The sequence below is a fragment of the Parvimonas sp. D2 genome, assembly GCF_035282635.1.
In the GTDB taxonomy this organism is placed as follows: Bacteria; Bacillota; Clostridia; order Tissierellales; family Peptoniphilaceae; genus Parvimonas.
The window spans coordinates 478776-496499 of sequence record NZ_JAYKBO010000001.1 but is presented as its reverse complement, the minus strand read 5'-3'; the positions used below and the strand labels follow the sequence as shown (position 1 = coordinate 496499).

Annotated in this window: 19 protein-coding genes, 1 other RNA gene and 1 pseudogene; 15 read left to right on the top strand and 6 right to left on the bottom strand. The window is 26.9% G+C overall.

The genetic code is table 11. The features are described 5' to 3' along the window. Positions 1-48 precede the first annotated feature (48 nt). The 4 genes from VJI77_RS02430 to VJI77_RS02415 are packed head-to-tail and all read left to right on the top strand — an operon-like array spanning position 49 to position 4317. Positions 49-894: an energy-coupling factor transporter ATPase gene (locus VJI77_RS02430; protein ID WP_323988121.1), complete on the top strand. Its 846-nt coding sequence runs from the start codon at positions 49-51 to the stop codon at positions 892-894. After that, on the top strand, positions 894-1748 hold the full coding sequence (locus tag VJI77_RS02425; protein WP_323988120.1) for an energy-coupling factor transporter ATPase: 855 nt from the start codon (positions 894-896) through the stop codon (positions 1746-1748). The genes VJI77_RS02430 and VJI77_RS02425 overlap by 1 nt, the downstream gene beginning before the upstream one ends. After that, positions 1748-2566 (top strand): energy-coupling factor transporter transmembrane component T family protein, encoded by an 819-nt coding sequence (locus VJI77_RS02420; RefSeq protein ID WP_269722505.1) that lies wholly within the window; start codon positions 1748-1750, stop codon positions 2564-2566. Before VJI77_RS02425 ends, VJI77_RS02420 begins: the two co-directional genes overlap by 1 nt. A 17-nt stretch (positions 2567-2583) precedes the next feature. Continuing rightward, the gene (locus VJI77_RS02415; RefSeq protein ID WP_323988118.1) at positions 2584-4317 is read left to right on the top strand and encodes an Rqc2 family fibronectin-binding protein; all 1734 of its coding nucleotides are present in this window, start codon (positions 2584-2586) and stop codon (positions 4315-4317) included. 24 nt (positions 4318-4341) lie between these two features. Here VJI77_RS02415 and VJI77_RS02410 read toward each other — a convergent pair whose 3' ends face one another. The 5 genes and pseudogenes from VJI77_RS02410 to VJI77_RS02390 form a co-directional block, all read right to left on the bottom strand. Beyond that, complete coding sequence (locus VJI77_RS02410; RefSeq protein WP_081446152.1) at positions 4342-4515, bottom strand: sulfurtransferase TusA family protein; 174 nt, start codon at positions 4513-4515, stop codon at positions 4342-4344. A gap of 52 nt (positions 4516-4567) precedes the next feature. Further along, positions 4568-5620 (bottom strand): annotated as a pseudogene (locus tag VJI77_RS02405) (YeeE/YedE family protein). A 334-nt stretch (positions 5621-5954) separates the two neighbouring features. Then, on the bottom strand, positions 5955-6428 hold the full coding sequence (locus tag VJI77_RS02400) for a hypothetical protein (protein WP_323988116.1): 474 nt from the start codon (positions 6426-6428) through the stop codon (positions 5955-5957). Between the two features lie 145 nt (positions 6429-6573). Continuing rightward, positions 6574-7128, bottom strand: coding sequence for a hypothetical protein (locus tag VJI77_RS02395; protein WP_323988114.1), 555 nt, complete (start codon positions 7126-7128; stop codon positions 6574-6576). A gap of 20 nt (positions 7129-7148) precedes the next feature. Beyond that, positions 7149-7709 carry a hypothetical protein gene (locus VJI77_RS02390; protein WP_323988113.1) on the bottom strand — a complete coding sequence of 187 codons (561 nt, stop codon included), beginning with the start codon at positions 7707-7709 and terminating at the stop codon, positions 7149-7151. A 180-nt stretch (positions 7710-7889) separates the two neighbouring features. Here VJI77_RS02390 and VJI77_RS02385 point away from each other — a divergent pair, with 180 nt between their 5' ends. Genes VJI77_RS02385 through VJI77_RS02375 form a run of 3 tightly spaced genes read left to right on the top strand, consistent with a single transcriptional unit; the run spans position 7890 to position 8680 of the window. Beyond that, entirely contained in the window at positions 7890-8057 is a 168-nt protein-coding gene (locus VJI77_RS02385) for a serine/threonine protein phosphatase (RefSeq protein WP_323988112.1), read from the top strand. 48 nt (positions 8058-8105) lie between these two features. Then, positions 8106-8441: a hypothetical protein gene (locus VJI77_RS02380; RefSeq protein ID WP_323988111.1), complete on the top strand. Its 336-nt coding sequence runs from the start codon at positions 8106-8108 to the stop codon at positions 8439-8441. Between the two features lie 2 nt (positions 8442-8443). Then, entirely contained in the window at positions 8444-8680 is a 237-nt protein-coding gene (locus VJI77_RS02375) for a hypothetical protein (protein WP_323988110.1), read from the top strand. A gap of 495 nt (positions 8681-9175) precedes the next feature. Here VJI77_RS02375 and ssrA read toward each other — a convergent pair. After that, positions 9176-9523, bottom strand: a transfer-messenger RNA (tmRNA) gene (gene ssrA, locus VJI77_RS02370). A gap of 157 nt (positions 9524-9680) precedes the next feature. On the opposite strand from ssrA, the gene VJI77_RS02365 reads away from it, so the two are divergent. The 8 genes from VJI77_RS02365 to rsmB are packed head-to-tail and all read left to right on the top strand — an operon-like array spanning position 9681 to position 17665. Continuing rightward, on the top strand, positions 9681-10565 hold the full coding sequence (locus VJI77_RS02365; RefSeq protein ID WP_323988109.1) for a YicC/YloC family endoribonuclease: 885 nt from the start codon (positions 9681-9683) through the stop codon (positions 10563-10565). A 13-nt stretch (positions 10566-10578) separates the two neighbouring features. Continuing rightward, entirely contained in the window at positions 10579-11151 is a 573-nt protein-coding gene (gene gmk, locus VJI77_RS02360; RefSeq protein WP_041954472.1) for a guanylate kinase, read from the top strand. A gap of 12 nt (positions 11152-11163) precedes the next feature. Beyond that, positions 11164-11361, top strand: a complete 198-nt coding sequence (gene rpoZ, locus VJI77_RS02355) for a DNA-directed RNA polymerase subunit omega (protein ID WP_004832943.1) — start codon at positions 11164-11166, stop codon at positions 11359-11361. 1 nt (position 11362) lies between these two features. Next, positions 11363-12544 carry a bifunctional phosphopantothenoylcysteine decarboxylase/phosphopantothenate--cysteine ligase CoaBC gene (gene coaBC / locus VJI77_RS02350; RefSeq protein WP_323988107.1) on the top strand — a complete coding sequence of 394 codons (1182 nt, stop codon included), beginning with the start codon at positions 11363-11365 and terminating at the stop codon, positions 12542-12544. Next, positions 12538-14934: a primosomal protein N' gene (gene priA / locus VJI77_RS02345; protein WP_323988106.1), complete on the top strand. Its 2397-nt coding sequence runs from the start codon at positions 12538-12540 to the stop codon at positions 14932-14934. Before coaBC ends, priA begins: the two co-directional genes overlap by 7 nt. A 9-nt stretch (positions 14935-14943) precedes the next feature. Next, positions 14944-15438 carry a peptide deformylase gene (gene def, locus VJI77_RS02340; protein ID WP_323988104.1) on the top strand — a complete coding sequence of 165 codons (495 nt, stop codon included), beginning with the start codon at positions 14944-14946 and terminating at the stop codon, positions 15436-15438. After that, positions 15438-16361 carry a methionyl-tRNA formyltransferase gene (fmt, locus tag VJI77_RS02335; protein ID WP_323988103.1) on the top strand — a complete coding sequence of 308 codons (924 nt, stop codon included), beginning with the start codon at positions 15438-15440 and terminating at the stop codon, positions 16359-16361. Before def ends, fmt begins: the two co-directional genes overlap by 1 nt. Further along, positions 16361-17665, top strand: coding sequence for a 16S rRNA (cytosine(967)-C(5))-methyltransferase RsmB (rsmB, locus tag VJI77_RS02330; protein ID WP_323988101.1), 1305 nt, complete (start codon positions 16361-16363; stop codon positions 17663-17665). Before fmt ends, rsmB begins: the two co-directional genes overlap by 1 nt. Positions 17666-17724 lie beyond the last annotated feature (59 nt).

Sequence of the window (17724 nt, the reverse complement as noted above, 5' to 3'; positions counted from 1 at the left end):
AAAAATGTATTGTTTATGTTATCATAAATTGTTAGTAGGTGATAAATTTTGAATGAAAAAATAATTGATATAAAAGATTTAAGATATGAATATACTGGTGAGGATGATAAGAAAAGTATTGCTTTGGATGGAGTTAGTTTTTCTGTGAATAAGGGGGAATTAATTTCTATTTTGGGACATAACGGAAGCGGAAAATCTACTTTAGCAAAACTTTTAAATGCTCAGATTACTCCAACAGATGGAGAAATTGAAATTTTTGGGATTAATACAAAAGATGAGAATAAAATTTGGGATATTAGACAAAAATGTGCCATGGTTTTTCAAAATCCTGATAATCAACTTGTTGCAACAGTTGTAGAGGAAGATGTAGCTTTTGGACCTGAAAATTTAGGAGTGCCTTCAGCTGAAATAAGAGAAAGAGTTGATGAAGCTTTAGAAATTGTTGAGATGCAGGAGTATAAGAAGCATTCTCCACATATGCTTTCTGGTGGACAAAAACAGAGAGTTGCAATTGCAGGAATTTTAGCCATGAAACCAGATGTAATAATTTTCGATGAATCTACAGCAATGCTTGATCCTATCGGAAGAAAAGATATTATTGATACTATTTTGAAATTAAACAAAGAAGAAAATAAGACCATTTTATATATAACTCATTATATGGAAGAAGCTGTTCTTGCTGATAGAGTTATTGTTTTAAACGAGGGAAAGATTGAATTTGATGACAGTCCTAAAAAAGTTTTTTCAAATGTTGAAACTTTACGAGAATTGGGACTTTCTATTCCGCAGGTTACAGAACTTGCATATCTTTTAAAGAATGACGGGGTAGAAATTCCTTCTGATATTTTAACAAATGATGAAATGATAGAATTTTTGGAGAGAAAATTAAAATAATGGATATAAATTTTAAAAATGTAAGTTTTGTCTATGGAGAAAAAACTCCTTTTGAAAAACTTGCTTTAGATAATATAGATTTAACTATAAAAAAGGGAGAATTTGTTGGTATTATAGGGCATACAGGAAGTGGAAAATCAACATTAATTCAACATTTTAATGGAATTCTAAAGCCTACAAGTGGTGATGTTTTTATTGGAGATATGAACACTAAAGATAAGGAACTTGCTAAGAGTGGCTTAAGATATAAAATTGGATTGGTTTTTCAATATCCTGAATATCAACTTTTTGAAGAAACAATTGAAAAAGATATTGCTTTTGGACCTAAGAACATGGGACTTAGTGAAGAAGAAGTTACAGAGAGAGTAAAAGAAGCAATGGAGATTGTAGGACTTGATTATGAAGCAAAAAAGGATAAATCTCCTTTTGAAATTTCTGGCGGGCAAAAAAGAAGAGTTGCTATAGCAGGAATTTTAGCTATGAAACCTGATATTTTGATTTTAGATGAACCTACTGCAGGACTTGACCCTAAGGGAAGGGACGAACTATTTTTTCAAATTAAAAGGCTTTATGAGAAGAATAATATTACAATAGTTTTGATTTCTCACAGCATGGAAGATGTTGCAAAACTAGTAAATAGAATTATTATAATGAAAAATGGACATATCCACTTAGACAAAAGTACAAAAGAAGCTTTTAGCGATGTTGATGATTTAAAGAAGGTTGGACTTAATGTTCCGCAAATTACGGAACTTATGGATATTCTAAGAAAAAAAGGACACCATTTTAACAAAAATATTCTAACAGTTGATGAAGCTTTTAACGAAATTAAAAGAGAATTGAGGAAAAATTAATGGTAAAAAATATATCTATAGGTAGATTTTTTCCGGGAGACAGTATTATTCACAGACTAGATCCTAGACTTAAATTATATTTTATTTTTATGTTTATACTTTCCATATTTTTTATAAAGAGTTTTCTGGTTTTTATACCACTTGCAATTTTTTTGTTTTCAATTATAAAAATTGCAAAATTACCGATTTTAATGGTTTTAAAGGGATTAAAAGGAATTTTTTATATTGTTTTATTTACTGTGATTTTGAATTTAATTTTAACACCAGGAGAGGTCTTATTTAGAATATGGATTATAAATATAACTAAAGAAGGTATTAAACTAAGTGCATTTATGAGTGTTAGAATAACTCTTTTAGTTATAGGTACAAGTCTTTTAACTCTAACAACAAGTCCTATTGTGCTTACCGATGCTTTGGAATATGTTATGAAACCTTTTGAAAAAATCAAGTTTCCTGCTCATTCTGTAGCTATGATGATGACAATCGCCCTAAGATTTATACCAACAATTTTAGATGAAATGGATAAAATTACTAAGGCTCAAACTGCAAGAGGTGCAGATTTTGAAACTGGAAGTATTATATCAAGAGCAAAAAGTTTGATTCCTTTGCTTGTTCCACTTTTTGTAAATGCACTAAAACGTGCAGATGAATTAGCTGTTGCAATGGAAGCTAGATGTTATAGAGGGGGAGAAGGAAGAACTAGAATGAATGTTCTAAAATATTCAAGAACGGATTATATAGTTATGGCTTTCATAACAGTATTTTTTGGACTTGTAATAGCATCAAGATATTTCTTGAATATTTGGATTTTTAATTAGAAATAAAGGGAAGAAAAATGAGTTTTGATGGAATTTTTACAAAAGCGGTTGTTGATGAAATATATCCGCTTTTATTAAATGGAAAAATAAATAAAATAAATCAACCGGATAAAAATGAGATAAATTTACAGATTTACAACAAGGAGAATTATAAATTATTACTTTCTTGTGCGAATAATCTTTCAAGAATTCATTTGAGTGAAAAAAGCAAAAAGAATCCGATAACTGCATATAATTTTTGTATGTTACTTAGAAAACATTTAGTTGGAGGTACTATTAAAAATATATATCAACATAAAATGGATAGGGTTGTTTGCTTTGAAATTGAAAATTTAAATGAATTAAAAGAACTTAGTAAAAAACTTTTAATCATTGAAATAATGGGAAAACATTCAAATATAATTCTTGTTGATAAAGAGAGCAATAAAATTATTGATGCAATTAAGCATATTGACTCCAGACAAAGTAGTATAAGAGAAGTTTTTCCAAATAAGGATTACTTTTTTGTAAAAGACGAAAAAGAGAATATTTTAGATGAAAATTATAAATTGCCTTCTGAAATTTTAAAAAATTCAGAACCAATTTCAATGAAAAAGTTCTTTTATACAAATTATTTGGGCTTTTCTCCGATTATTTCCTATGAATTATTAAATAATTCAAATGTTGATTCGGCTGTTAATTCTGCTAATCTAAATGATGAAGATATTAAAAGGATTGACGAAAATTTTGTTAAAATAGTTGAAAATATTAAAGATAAAAACTATTATCCAATTTTTATTAAAGATGAAATGAATAACAATAAAGATTTTTATTGTTTTGACTTAAATTTGTATGAAAAAAAAGAAAGTGTCGATAGCTTATCAAAATTAGTCGAAAGTTTTTATCATAACAACTCTCTAAGAGATAGGATAAATCAAAAGGCATCAGGATTTAAAAAGATTTTGAATACAAAATTAAATAGGCTCACAAATAAGTATTTAGCGATGAATGATGAACTTTTGAATAATCAAAGTAAAGAGGATTTTAAAATTTTTGCTGATTTACTTTCCATAAATATCTATAAGATAGAAAAGGGAATGAAAAAAGTCTCAGTAGAAAATATTTATGATAATATGAAGGAGGTTGAAATTTCACTTGATGAAAGGAAATCTCCAAGAGAAAATATTGAAGCATATTACAAAAAATATAAAAAATTAAAAACTGCTGACGAAATAATAAAGGCTGAATTGCAAAAAATTGAAGAAGAAATGAAGTATATAAAACAAATTTTGGAAACTATTGAAATTATAACAGAATTAAACGAGCTTTCTGAAATTGAAGAGGAACTTATTTCTTTGGGTTATATTAGAAAAAGTAAAAAAAATAAACAAAAACTTGAAAAGTCAAAGCCTTATATCTTTGAAACAGACTCTGGAGCATTGATTTATGTTGGAAAGAATAATTTACAAAATGAAAATTTAACATTAAAATTTGCAAATAAAAATGATATATTTTTTCATGCACAAGATGTTCCGGGAAGCCATGTAATCTTAAGAGGTACAAACTTAACAGAAGATGACTATAAAATTGCAGGATTTTTAGCAGGATATTACAGTTATTTTAAAAATGAAGGATATGCAAATGTAGATTACACAGAAAAAAAACATATTAGAAAAGCAAAGGGAACAGGACTTGGAATGGTGTATTACGATAATTACAAAACACTATTTATAGACTTTAAAGATAAATTATATCATAAATATAAAAAATAGAATGGCAAAAACCATTCTATTTTTCTATTTCTTTAAAACTATTACCCAACCTTCTCTGTCAAGTTTATCAAAAGATAAAATTTCATGATTATGTTCTTGACAATATAAAGGTAAAGTTCCAACAGCTTCCGGACATGTAAATTCCAATTCAATAATTTGCCCAACCTGAGCATCACCTAAAGCTTTTTTAAGCTCTATAAGTGGAAGAGGTCAATCAAGTCCATGTGTATTTACTTTTATTACGTCCATCTTAACTCCTTTGTTTTGTAACTAAAAATATTCTTGCACTTATCCATATTCCTATCATTAAAAACACAAATGCAAACCAGCCTTTCATAGATAATTGAGCAGTGAAAACAAATCCGTTTGAGATGATACAACCTTGTCCCCAAATAGCTCCAAGTGCCATTAAAGCACTACCTATGATTGTGTATAGTACTGTTTTTTTATTAGGCATAATGATTGAAAATTCTTTACTAATAAAAGATGTAAAGAAAGAGCCGAGTATAATTCCTAAAACAAACATACTTCCCCAGCCAAGACCTTGGCCATCGACACCTCATCCTATGCCTGCAGTTTCAATTGGACAAATTTTATCTGCCCAAGTTAAAATTGGAGTTGAAATCCCAAAACTACCAACACGTCCTGTAAGGCTACTAAAATAGAAAGCTAATCCCATTAAAAGTCCTATTAGAACAACAGTAAGTTCTTTTGACCACATTTTTTCACAAAATACATGGCGAAGACCTGTATATCTACTAGGCAACTTAAATTTTAATTTATGTGATTTATAATGTCTGAACATTAGGAAGTATAATACTAAAACTATAATTGCACATAATATAATTGGTGAAAAAGGCAACTTTTCTAAGAAACTATCAGGCAAAGTCAATTTTCCATTTTCAAGAGAAGTGGAAAGTGGCTTTAATGGTCCTTTTACAGCAATATATGATGTTATTGTGAAGGTTAAAAGAGAAATTAATCCTATAACTCTACCATCACCGCTTTTTATAAGAGTACTTGTTAAACAACCATTACACATAATTGCACCAAAGCCGAATATAAAGCTACCAAGTGCGATTCCAATAACTGGAAAATCTACAAAATATGTCATGGGAACAAGATCAAAATAACGTAGTATATGATAAATCAAAGCATTAGTAAAAATAATTGCTAAGAGCAAAACTAGGTTATAATATCTCTTTTCAAGATATATATCCCGAATAGTTCCTGTTGGACAAAATCTTGATCTCTTTAATAAAAAGCCAAAAAGAAAACCAAAAAGTAATCCTGTATAAATCATATTATCCTCCTTTTTTAAATGTTATCAAATACAATTTTAACAAAAAATTGCTAAAAGGTCAATTAATTTTACTTATGGATGTATCGATTTATTGTAAGAAATTAAAACATAATTTTGAACTTATTTTATGCCAAAATAAATATATTATATTGATTTAGAACCTATAAAAATTTTTTCCAAAAATTAATAATAATTTCAACAAAATTGAGTTTATATAGATTAAGTTATAAAATTTATTTCATCAATTTGTAGTAAAATTCAAATTTAAACACACAAAAAGGAGCATTAAGCTCCTTTTATAAGTATATTTTATTTAAAAATCCAATATCAAATATTATTTCATTTCGTTCTTAGTTACTTGTCCACCTTTTACTTCAAGAATAACATTATCTTTGATTGGTGCTTTTACTATTACAGTTATTTCTCCTCCAACTTTTTTTGAAATTTCAACTGCAGGGTCAAGAACGTATTTTTTCCAGTTTTCACGATCTTTATCAGTAACTTTTCCATCTTTTAGATTTTCAAGTGCACCATTAATATCTGTTGCTGCTGGATTATCAAGCTTAATTCTAATTGTTTTCTTATCACTTTCATATATAGCTTTACCAAAATCTTTTATAGTTTTATTGAAATCATCAAGATATTTTTCAATACTTCTTTTTGATTGCATTTCAACTAGTTCTGCTTCTGCCTTTTTAACTCTTTCTTGTAGTTCTTTATTTTCTTTTTCTAACTCTGAAATTCTTTCTTTAGCTCCATTTTCTACCTGTTTTGCTGTGTCATTCTTTCCAGAACAACTAACTAACATAATGCTCATTAATAGCATTGCTACAATTTTTTTCCATATAAATTCTCCTTTTTTGTTTTTGTAAATATAAAATTTACTTAGCTCTATTATAGTCTTATATAAAATAAAAATCAAATTGATAAAAAATATATTTAATATTTTGATATTACTTCATTATATCCTTAATTACTTTTCCAGCTTTTACTTCAACTATACTTTTACTTTTATCTGTTGGCTGTAAAATTTTTACTGTAATTTCTTCGTTTACATTTTTTGAAATTGTCAATGCAGTTCCTGTAACTTCTCTTTCCCATAAATCTCGAATATTATCATTAGCTCTGCCATTATTTTTAGAATCAATCATTCCTGATACATCTGAAGCAGCTTGTTCAACTAATTCAATATTAACTGTATTGTTCTTTTCATCTAATGTGGTCTTAGCAAAATGTTTATTAGAATTATTGAATTCTTGTAAATACTTTTTAATTTTTGCAACAGATTCACTTTTAAGATTGTTATTTTCAGAACTTTTTATTTTTTCTTTTAATTCTTTATTTTCTTTTTCCAGAGAATCATTTTTTTCTTGTAATTCATTGTTTTTCTTTTCTAAAGAGTTTTTTTGTTCTTGCAATTCTTTAATCGCATTATTATCTTCATTATTTTTACCAGAACAACTAACTAACATAATGCTCATTAATAGCATAAAAACAATTTTTTTCATAATAAAATCTCCTTAATAAATTATTTCATTATATCCTTAATAACTTTTCCAGCTTTCACTTCAACTATTGTTTTTTTAATTTCCGTTGGATGAAGGAAATTTACTTTTATACTTTTATCAAGGTTATTAGATACTAATAAAGCTATATCAACTATTTCATTTTGCCATCCTTCGAGCATAGGTTTGGTAATAGTACCATTATTTTTATGGTCAATTAATCCAGATACATCACAAGCAGCCTGTAGTATCAATCGAATATTAACAGTATTCTTACTCTTATCATATGTAGCAATTGCAAACTCTGGATATTTTTCATTGAATTTTTGTAGATATTGAATTATATTAGAAACACTTTCTATTTCTTTTTGTTGTTCTTCTTGTTTAGTTAATTTTTCTTTTAATTCATTGCTCTCTTTTTCTAAGTTGTTGAATTTATTTTGTAATATTTTTAGTTCGGAATTATCTTTTTCTTCTTTTTTTACTTCAGTTTTATTAGTTTCTGTTGTGTTCTTTTCTTCTTTTTTTTGTGCACAACTAACTAACACAATACACAACAATAGCATAGTAACAATTTTTTTCATAATAAAATCTCCTTTAACAAATAAAAGTTTTCCTTTTCTATATTATAAACTTAAATGTAAATAAAGGCAACTATTATATTTAAATATAAGAGCTTTCATAATTAATTTAAAATGGTATAATATAGTTGTTAATATATTCTACATTAAATAAAATGATTATATCAAAGAAAGAGAGTATTTATGAATAATATTGAAGAGTTAAGAGAACTATATAGAGATAAATTCGATGATAATTTACCAAATATGACTATTTCAGAAGATTATGAGATAGAAATTATAAAAAGATGTCTGAAAGAAGAAAAAGATGCATATGAATTGGGATATTTTGATTTAAATAATATATACTAGTAAGTACTGTTAGTAATTTAGCATAATTAAAAAGGAGAAAATAAAAATATGTTAAAATTTAAAAAAATATTAGGATATTATCCTACAGGCTCAGTTGTTTTTTTGCTTGAAGATGGAAGATATGGAATGACCAATGTTTATCTTTATTCTGAAGATTTAGGTGGAGGGGTAGAAATATCATCTACTAGTATATATTTTCTTAGAGGAAAAGAAATGACAAATAATATTCCTGATGGTTATGAAGATAAAATTAGAGAAATTTTAAATAATCCCAATACAAAACTTAGTTTTGAATATGTAGTTGGACCTATCACAAGTCCTATTACAGTAAAAGAATATTTAAAAGATTCAAATATGGAAGATAAAGTAAAATTTAGGAGGTAATTATGGATAAATTCAAAATATTATCAATGACAACGACAAAAAATAACGTTGATTTAGATAAATATAAAAAAGCTGTTTTAGAAAATTTAAAAAATGAATTTAAAAATGCAAATGCAGAATTTGTTGAAAGATTAAATAAATATATAAAAACACAAGAATTTAAAGAAGACGTGCAACGTGATTATGACAACGGAGCGACAGTGAGTGCTTGTATTTACAATATATATATGTATGTTTAAAAAGGTATTATTTACTAATATAGTACCTTTTTTTATTGGACTATATACAGCTTTAATTTAACTACAAAGGCACTTTAAAAGGTGACTTTTTTAGTACATTTTTAAATTGATAATTGTAAAATTAGACAAGTTTGATCATTTGTCTTTTTTATTGTCCGTAATAACTTTAAACTACTTGGACTATGCACCTTAAACATTGAAGGTAAAGAATATGCTTTTAACGAACGTGGAGCGTTGATAAAGGATAAAGTTACTAGTAAAGATGGTGTTATAGAATAAAATAAGGGAGGCTTGTTGCTTCCTATTTTTTATATTTATTCATAAATTTTGAATAATTATTCAATAAAAAATATGACAATAGTTTTATATTTGTTTGCCTATTGTTTGCCTATTTTTAACAAAATATATAAAGTTATATAATCTTATATAAAAACTCAATAAAAAAGTTCTTGAAAATAAGCCATTTTATAAACTTATATAACAAGAACTAATGTTTGGTGGAGATGGTGGGTGTCGAACCCACGTCCGAAAAAGCATTCATATCACTTTCTCCGAATACAGTCAATTTTAAATTTCCCAATAACCTATAAACTAACAAAATCAGTTAGAGGTATCTTATAAATTCAATTACAAATCTAAGAACTTTTGTAAAGGTTGCCCACGAATTTAATGATAGAGTTTAGACTTTTGTGGGGAAAGAATAGACTCCAAATAGCTGACTAGGCAGCTAATGCAAAATTATTATTTTCTGCGTTTATATTTAATTTACCACTTTTTATGTTGATTGGATACAACAATTCGCTTATGATACTGCAACTTCCCCGTCGAAGCCAGTTCATCCCCATATTGTCAAATATAGTATACCCATATTTTTATATCATGTCAAATTTTAGAGATTAAAATTAATTATTAAATTTTCGTAATAAAGTATTGTAAAATATTTTTACTCGATTTATAATTTATTAATATAAAAATAATATAAATTTTTAAGGAGAAAAAGATGTTAAAATCAATGACCGGTTATGGTAGAAGTGAGTTCGTTGATGAAAATTATGATTTATCTTTTGAGATGAAAGCTGTAAATCATAAATTTTTAGATATTCAAGTTAAATTACCATATTTTTTAAATTTTTGTGAAGAAGATATAAAAAAAGTTGTAAGAAAAAAATTGTCAAGAGGACGAGTTGATATTTTTATAAGAGGGAAACAAAAGTTTTCTGAAAGTAACTCTGCTTTGGATGTTAATTATGATTTAGCTTCTGCTTATTTTGAGGCTTATAAAAATATTTCAAAAAATCTGGGGATAGAAAGTTCTGTAAGCATCGGGCATATTGTTAGAAATGAAAATGTAGTTGATGTTAAAACTTCTGAGATTGATGAAGAATATTTGAAAAAGAATGTTTTGGAAGCTATTGAAAAGGCAGTCGATGAACTTGTTTCAATGAGAATTGTTGAGGGAGAAAATCTGAATAAGGACTTGTTGGATAATCTTTTGACTTTTGAAAATAATTTAGGAAATATTATAGAAAGAAAAGAAGATGTTTTAAATAATCAAATTGAGAGATTAAAATTAAAACTAAATGAATTTTCTGATGAATTATCTGAAAGTGAAATAAACAGATTAAATCTTGAAGTAATTTTTTATACTGATAAACTTGATATAAGCGAAGAAATTACAAGACTTCATTCACATATTCAAAATTTTAAGAAGTTTTTAAATCTAGAAAATCAAGTTGGTAAGAAAATTGAATTTTTATTACAAGAGATGAACAGAGAAATCAACACTATAGCAAGTAAATCAAATAATTACGCAATTTCAACTTATGTTATTGAAATGAAGGTTATTATAGAGAAACTTAGAGAACAAATTCAAAATGTTGAGTAGTTTTGGAGGTAATATGAAAAAGGGATTTTTGATGGTTGTTTCAGGTCCGTCAGGAGTTGGTAAAGGTACTATTTGTGATATTTTATTAAGAGATAATAAAGATATTAAGTATTCAATTTCTGCAACGAGTAGAAATAAAAGACCTAATGAAGAACATGGAAAAAATTATTTTTTCGTTTCAAATGATGAGTTTGAAAAGATGATAGCAGATGAAAAACTTTTAGAGTATGCAAGAGTTCATGGAAATTATTATGGAACTCCTAAGGATTTTGTTTTAAATTCTATTGATAATGGAGATGTAGTAATTTTAGAGATTGATGTTCAAGGAGCACTACAAGTTAAGAAAAACTATCCTGATGCAGTTTTAGTTTTTGTTTTGCCACCAGATTTTGAAGAATTAAAGAGAAGACTTGTAGAACGTGGAACGGAAGATGAAGAAACTATAAATTTAAGAATGAATAATGCAAAAAAAGAAGTTGAATTTTTAAATGAATATAATTATTCCATAGTGAATGATTTTATAGATGAAAGTGTAGATAAAATGAAGGCTATTATTGAAGCCGAAAGATTAAAGATTAAGAAATAGGAGGAATGAAAGATGATAAATCCATCATTTAAAGAATTAGAAAAAATTGATAAGAGTAGATATGCTCTAGTTGTAATGACAAGTAAAAGAGCTAGAAGAATTGTAAACGGATCTAAAAATTTAATGGAAACAGATGCACAAAAACCAATTACTCAAGCACTTCAAGAAATAGTAGCTCAAAAGGTAACTAAAAAAGAAAAGGAAGATTAAGATGAAAAAAAATATTTTAGTTGGAGTAACTTCTGGAATTGCAATTTACAAGTCTTTAGACTTAGTAAGTATGTTAGTTAAGGCAGGATATGAAGTTAATGTTGTTATGACTGAAAACGCAACTAAACTTATTAATCCTTTGATTTTTGAAACAATAAGTCAAAATAAGGTTCATAGTGATGTCTTTGAAAGAGATATGGATAGTGAGGTTAAGCATATAAAACTTGCAAAAAATGCAGATTGTTTTGTTATTGCTCCACTTACTGCAAATACTATGGCTAAAATTGTTCATGGAATTGCAGATAATTTGATTACAAATATTGTACTTGCACATACTAAAAAAATGATTTTAGTGCCATCTATGAATGTTAATATGTACGAAAATCCTGTAACTCAAAAAAATATTGAAACTTTAAAAGAAAGACATATAGTTGTAAGTCCAGATTATGGTCGTCTTGCTTGTGGTGATTATGGAAAAGGAAAATTTCCTACAACAGAAAGAATTTTTGAAGAAATTGAGAGCTATTTTGTAAAAAAAGATTTGTTTGGTAAAAAGGTATTAATAGGAAATGGTGCTACAATTGAAGATATTGATCCGGTTAGATACATTTCAAATTATAGTAGTGGAAAAATGGGAAATGAATTGGCACTATGTGCTAGAAGACGTGGAGCTGATGTAAAAGTAGTATGCGGAAAAGTTAATAGTGATTACAGAAAATTTGGAATTGAATACATTGATGTAAAAACCAATGAAGATATGTATAACTCAATAAAAGAAAATTTTGATGAAGCAGATATTTTAATTATGCCTGCTGCACCTGTTGATTTTAAAGTTAAAAACAAAAAAGATTTTAAAATTAAAAAGACTGAAAATTTTGAAAATATTGAGCTTGAAAATAATATTGATATTTTAAAAAGTATTTCAGAATATAAAAAATCACAATTTGTTGTAGGCTTTGCAGCTGAAACAAATTCAGTTAAAGATTATGCAATTTCAAAGATGAATAATAAAAATTTGGATATGATTGTTGCAAATGACGTTTCATTAAAAGATAGGGGCTTTGGTTCTGATTTTAATAAAGTTAATATCATCACGAAAGATAGTGAAATTGAAACAGAAGTTTTAACTAAGAGAGAAATTGCAGATAAAATTTTAGATGCTATTTTGGAGAAAATATGTTAGCAGAAGTTGTTGTTAAGTCTTTTTTACTATCAAGAGCTGAAAATATTTTTACTTATAAAATCCCTAAAAATATTGAAGAAGAAATTTCAGTAGGTAAGAGAGTAATTGTTCCTTTTGGTAAAGGAAATAAGGGAACGGTTGGTCTTGTTATAAATATTTTAGATGAAAAAGATGTTGAAACAGATATAAAGTTCAAAGAAATTAATATGGTTATAGATGAAAAAGAAATTGTAAGTAAAACGCAGATTAAACTTGCAAAGTTTATGAGTGAAAAATATATTACAAATCTTTCTTACTGTCTAAATTGTGTTTTGCCTCCCGGAGATTGGAGTAAAATTGAAGAATTTTTTGTTTTAAATAAAGAAAAATCCAATGAGCTTTCTGCTGTTGAGGCTGAATTTTTTTCAAAGAGAAAAAATATTTTGGAAATTAGAGAATTTTATAATGATGATAATAGAGTAAATTATCTAATTGAAAACGAAATTTTAGTAAAAAAGTATAAATATAACAACTCAGAAAATAAATTTTTAGAAAAATTTGTTAAACTAAATGAAGATTTTGATTTTTCAAAAATTAGAAAAAATGCAGTAAAACAATCAGAACTTTTAAATTTTTTAAAGGGAAAAGATTTTGTAAGTGTTAAAGAATTAAGAGAAAATAATTTTACAAAAACTGTAATAGATTCTTTAGTTTCAATGGAAGCACTTTTTTTAACTGAGAATAAAATTTATACAAATTCCATTGAAGGAATAAAGAATTATGAAAAATTAAAGCTAAATAAAGAACAACAGGAAGTTTTAGATAGTATTTTAAATTCCGAAAACAATAAATTTTTAATTCACGGAATAACAGGAAGTGGAAAGACTGAAATATACTTGCAACTTGTTGAAAAGATGTTAGAACATAGAAAAAGCAGTATAATTTTAGTTCCTGAAATTAGTCTTACACCACAGACCATAGAAAGATTTTCAGGGCGTTTTGGAAATGATATTGCAATTATTCATTCCAGACTTACAATGATTGAAAAATTAAATCAATGGAAACAAATTCAAGACAAGGATATAAAAATTGTAGTTGGAGCTAGATCTGCAATTTTTTCTCCTATAAAAAACTTGGGACTTGTAATAATTGATGAAGAGCATGAATCTAGTTATATTAGTGACCAAAATCCAAAATATTATACTCACGAAGTGGCAGAATATTTAGTCGGATTGTCAGGAGCAAAACTTGTTTTAGGTTCTGCAACTCCGTCTGTAAATATCTATGCAAGAACAGATAGTAAAGATATTAAACTTTTAGAATTAAAAAACAGAGCTACAAAAAATTCTTTACCTGAAGTTGAAATTGTTGATATGCGTGAAGAACTTTTACTTGGAAATAAAAGTATTTTAAGCAACAGTCTTTATGAAGCAATTCAAAAAACTTTGGATAGAAAAGAACAGGTAATTTTATTTTTAAATAAACGTGGAAGAAGTTCTTTTGTTTTTTGTAGAAGTTGTGGTTATGTTCAAAAATGCGATTATTGTGATATTTCTATGACTTATCATAAAGATAATAGAAAAGATATTTGCATTTGTCATATGTGTGGAAGAACTAAACCAAAGCCAAAAATATGTCCAAATTGTTTTAAACAATCCATAAAAGAATTTGGTTTTGGAACTGAAGCATTGGAAGAATATATCAAAAATGCTTTTAAAGATGCTAAAGTTTGTAGAATAGATGCAGATACTTCAAAGGAAAAAGGAGTCTATGAAGAAGTTTATCGAAAGATGAAGAATAAAGAAATTGATATTTTAATCGGTACTCAGATGATTTCAAAAGGACTCGACTTTCCAAATGTAACTTTGGTAGGAGTTGTACTTGCAGATATAAGTTTGAATATACCATCATTTAGATCTGCTGAAAAAACTTTTCAGCTTTTGACACAGGTTGCAGGTCGTTCTGGTCGTGGAGAAAAAGAAGGAAAAGTAATAATTCAAACATATAAACCAAGTCATTACAGTATTGTTAATTCTTCTGATCATAATTATGAAGAGTTTTTTAAAGAGGAAATTAATTTTAGAAGAAGTTTTCTGTATCCGCCAAAGGCTCATATTGTGAATTTTCAATTTAGAAGTAAAAGTGTTGAAAATTGTATGGAAGAATTAAAGAAGATAAGAGATTTAATTTTTGATAAATTTAAAAAAGAAATAAATTTAAAAAATATAATTATTCTAGGACCCAATCCAGATGCGATAAAATGGGTAAATATGGTGTATAGATATAATTTGACTATAAAAGTTCTAGAAGACTATGAGGTCTTTAGACAATTTTTAACAGAATTAATTTTTAATAAAAAGTATTCATTTAATACTGAAAAAAATGGGAAATTAATTTTGACGATAGATTAAGGAGGAAAAATGGCATTAAGAAATGTTAGAATTGACGACGATCCTGTTCTTAGAAAAAAGGCAAGGAAAGTTGAAGTTATTGACGATAAAATAAAAGATCTGTTTGAAGATATGGCAGAAACAATGTATAATTCAGACGGAGTTGGACTTGCATGTCCTCAAATTGGAATTTTAAAAAGACTTGTAACAATAGATGTCGGAGATGAACATGGATTACTTAAAATGGTAAATCCTGAAATTTTAGAAAGTTCTGGAGAACAAGTTGGACCTGAAGGCTGTCTTTCAATTCCTGATGTGAGAGGTTTTGTAAAAAGACCTGAAAAAGTAAAATTCAAATATACAGATATTGATGGAAATGAACAAATTATAGATGCAACAGGACTTTTAGCCGTTTGCATTTGTCACGAAATAGATCACTTAAATGGAATTTTATTTACAGATTTAGCTTTAGAAGGAGAAGAAGCTGAAATGTATGAAAAATTGTATTATGGTGAGGCAGAATAATGAAAAAAATAATTTTTATGGGAACTCCGGATTTCGCAGTCCCACCTTTAGAAACTTTGAATGAAAATTTTGAAGTTTCTTTAGTTGTTTCTCAAAAAGACAAACTTAGAAACAGAAAAAAATTATTACCAACTCCCGTAAAGCAAAGAGCATTGGAACTTGGTCTTGAAGTTATAACTCCTGATAGTGTAAAAAGTGATGAATTTTTTGAAATTGTAAAAAAAATAAATCCTGATTTTATTGTCGTGGTAGCATTTGGACAGATAATTGATAAAAGATTAATCGACTTTATGCAAGGAAAAATTTTAAATATTCACGCTTCAATTTTACCTGAATTAAGAGGCTCTGCACCGATAAATTGGGCTATTGTAAATGGGTTAGAAAAGACAGGTGTTAGTATTATGTCAATAGGTGTTGGGCTTGATACGGGAGATGTTTTGGATATCGAAGAAACTGAAATTTCTGATTTAGATAATGCTGAAACACTTTATGAAAGGTTATCAAAAATTGGTTCAAGTTTGATTGTTAAAACTATTAATGACTTTGAAAACAAATATGAAAATAGGGTTAAACAGGGAGATGTTTTTTCCTATGCTCCTATGATTAAAAAGGAAATGGGAAAACTTGACTTTAACGATACTTCAAGAAATATTTTTAACAAAATAAGAGGCTTTTATAATTGGCCAAGTACATTTTGCGAATATTTGGGAGAAAATATAAAAATTCATAGAGCTGAAATTTCAAAAGAAAATCCGAATGAAAATGTTGGGACAATCTTTAAAATTTCGGATGATGCAATTTTTGTTAAAACTTTAGATGGAAGTATAAAACTTTTAGAAATTCAATTTTCAGGTAAAAAGAGAGTTTCAGTTAAAGACTATCTTCGTGGCAATTCTATAAAAGTTGGAGAAATTTTAAAATAATGAGAAAACTTGCAGTTGAAATTCTTTGTGAAATCAAAGATGAAAATTCAAATTCAACAAATTTATTAAATAAAAACACAAAAAATATTTCTGATTTAGATAGCAAATTTTTAAGAGAAATTGTATATGGGACTTTGGAAAACAGAATTTATCTTGATTATATAATCAAAAAGCTCTGTAAATTAAGGATAAAAAAGTTCAATCCATATATATTGAATATTCTAAGAATTTCTATTTATCAGATTATTTTTATGGATAAAATTCCTGAATTTGCAATAATAAATGAGGCTGTTAATCTTACAAAAGTTTTTAAACTTAAAAAATTTTCTTCTTTTGTTAATGGATCTTTAAGAAATTTTTTAAGAAATAAAGAAGATTTTATGAAGATTGAAGTTGAGAATGAAGAGGAAGCTATCTCTATAAAATACTCTGCAAATATGGATATTGTAAAAATATTACTTGGAGATTATGGCATGGAAGAAACTATAAAAATTCTTGAAAATTCTATGTCCAAACCTCATTTTGCAATAAGAATTTCATCTTTTGAAAAGACGGAAGAAAAAGTTGTTAAGGACTTGGAAAAAGACGGATACAAGCTTAAAAAATCTGAAATTTCAAAACTTACTTATTTTGTAGAAAATCCGACTAATATATTGGAAACAGAAAGTTTTAAAAGTGGAGATTTTACAGTTCAAGATGTTGGAAGTATTTTAACGGGAGAAGTTTTAGCTCCAAAAGAAAATTCAAAAGTTTTAGATATTTGTTCTGCACCGGGTGGAAAAACTTGTCATCTAGCTTTTCAGATGAAAAATACAGGGGAAATTTTTGCAAATGATATTGTAAAGAGTAAATTAAAAAAGATAGAAGAAAATTGTAAAAGACTTAATGTAAAGACTGTAAAATTATTTAATTTTGACGCTTCAATTTGCAAAGAGGAATATAAAGAACAATTTGACTATATACTCTGTGATGTGATTTGTTCAGGAATTGGAGTTATGGACAGAAAGTCTGAAATAAAATTATTTAGAAGCAAAGAAAGTATTGATGAAATAATAGAATTGCAGAGAAAAATTTTTGACAATTCGGTAGAATATCTAAAAGAAAAAGGGGAGATAGTTTACAGCACTTGCTCTGTTTTAAAATGTGAAAATGAAGAAAATGTCAAATATTTTTTAGAAAAACATAAAAATTTAAAAATAAAAGATGTTGAATTTTTGGGTAAATCAGAAAAATTTATAAAATTATTACCTGAAAAACAAAAACATAATGGATTTTTTATAATAAAATTTGTTAAAGAGAATTAAGGGATTGAGGACTAGTCTTCAATCTTTTTTTATAAGAAAATCGACTTGAGCAAAAATTA

Coding starts and splice junctions, on each gene's coding strand:
- def (WP_323988104.1), top strand. CDS start 14,944: ATGGCATTAAGAAATGTTAGAATTGACGACGATCCTGTTCTTAGAAAA.
- VJI77_RS02385 (WP_323988112.1), top strand. CDS start 7,890: ATGAATAATATTGAAGAGTTAAGAGAACTATATAGAGATAAATTCGAT.
- VJI77_RS02375 (WP_323988110.1), top strand. CDS start 8,444: ATGGATAAATTCAAAATATTATCAATGACAACGACAAAAAATAACGTT.
- VJI77_RS02420 (WP_269722505.1), top strand. CDS start 1,748: ATGGTAAAAAATATATCTATAGGTAGATTTTTTCCGGGAGACAGTATT.
- VJI77_RS02395 (WP_323988114.1), bottom strand. CDS start 7,128: ATGAAAAAAATTGTTTTTATGCTATTAATGAGCATTATGTTAGTTAGT.
- fmt (WP_323988103.1), top strand. CDS start 15,438: ATGAAAAAAATAATTTTTATGGGAACTCCGGATTTCGCAGTCCCACCT.
- rpoZ (WP_004832943.1), top strand. CDS start 11,164: ATGATAAATCCATCATTTAAAGAATTAGAAAAAATTGATAAGAGTAGA.
- gmk (WP_041954472.1), top strand. CDS start 10,579: ATGAAAAAGGGATTTTTGATGGTTGTTTCAGGTCCGTCAGGAGTTGGT.
- coaBC (WP_323988107.1), top strand. CDS start 11,363: ATGAAAAAAAATATTTTAGTTGGAGTAACTTCTGGAATTGCAATTTAC.
- VJI77_RS02425 (WP_323988120.1), top strand. CDS start 894: ATGGATATAAATTTTAAAAATGTAAGTTTTGTCTATGGAGAAAAAACT.
- VJI77_RS02365 (WP_323988109.1), top strand. CDS start 9,681: ATGTTAAAATCAATGACCGGTTATGGTAGAAGTGAGTTCGTTGATGAA.
- VJI77_RS02415 (WP_323988118.1), top strand. CDS start 2,584: ATGAGTTTTGATGGAATTTTTACAAAAGCGGTTGTTGATGAAATATAT.
- VJI77_RS02400 (WP_323988116.1), bottom strand. CDS start 6,428: ATGTTAGTTAGTTGTTCTGGAAAGAATGACACAGCAAAACAGGTAGAA.
- VJI77_RS02380 (WP_323988111.1), top strand. CDS start 8,106: ATGTTAAAATTTAAAAAAATATTAGGATATTATCCTACAGGCTCAGTT.
- VJI77_RS02390 (WP_323988113.1), bottom strand. CDS start 7,709: ATGAAAAAAATTGTTACTATGCTATTGTTGTGTATTGTGTTAGTTAGT.
- rsmB (WP_323988101.1), top strand. CDS start 16,361: ATGAGAAAACTTGCAGTTGAAATTCTTTGTGAAATCAAAGATGAAAAT.
- priA (WP_323988106.1), top strand. CDS start 12,538: ATGTTAGCAGAAGTTGTTGTTAAGTCTTTTTTACTATCAAGAGCTGAA.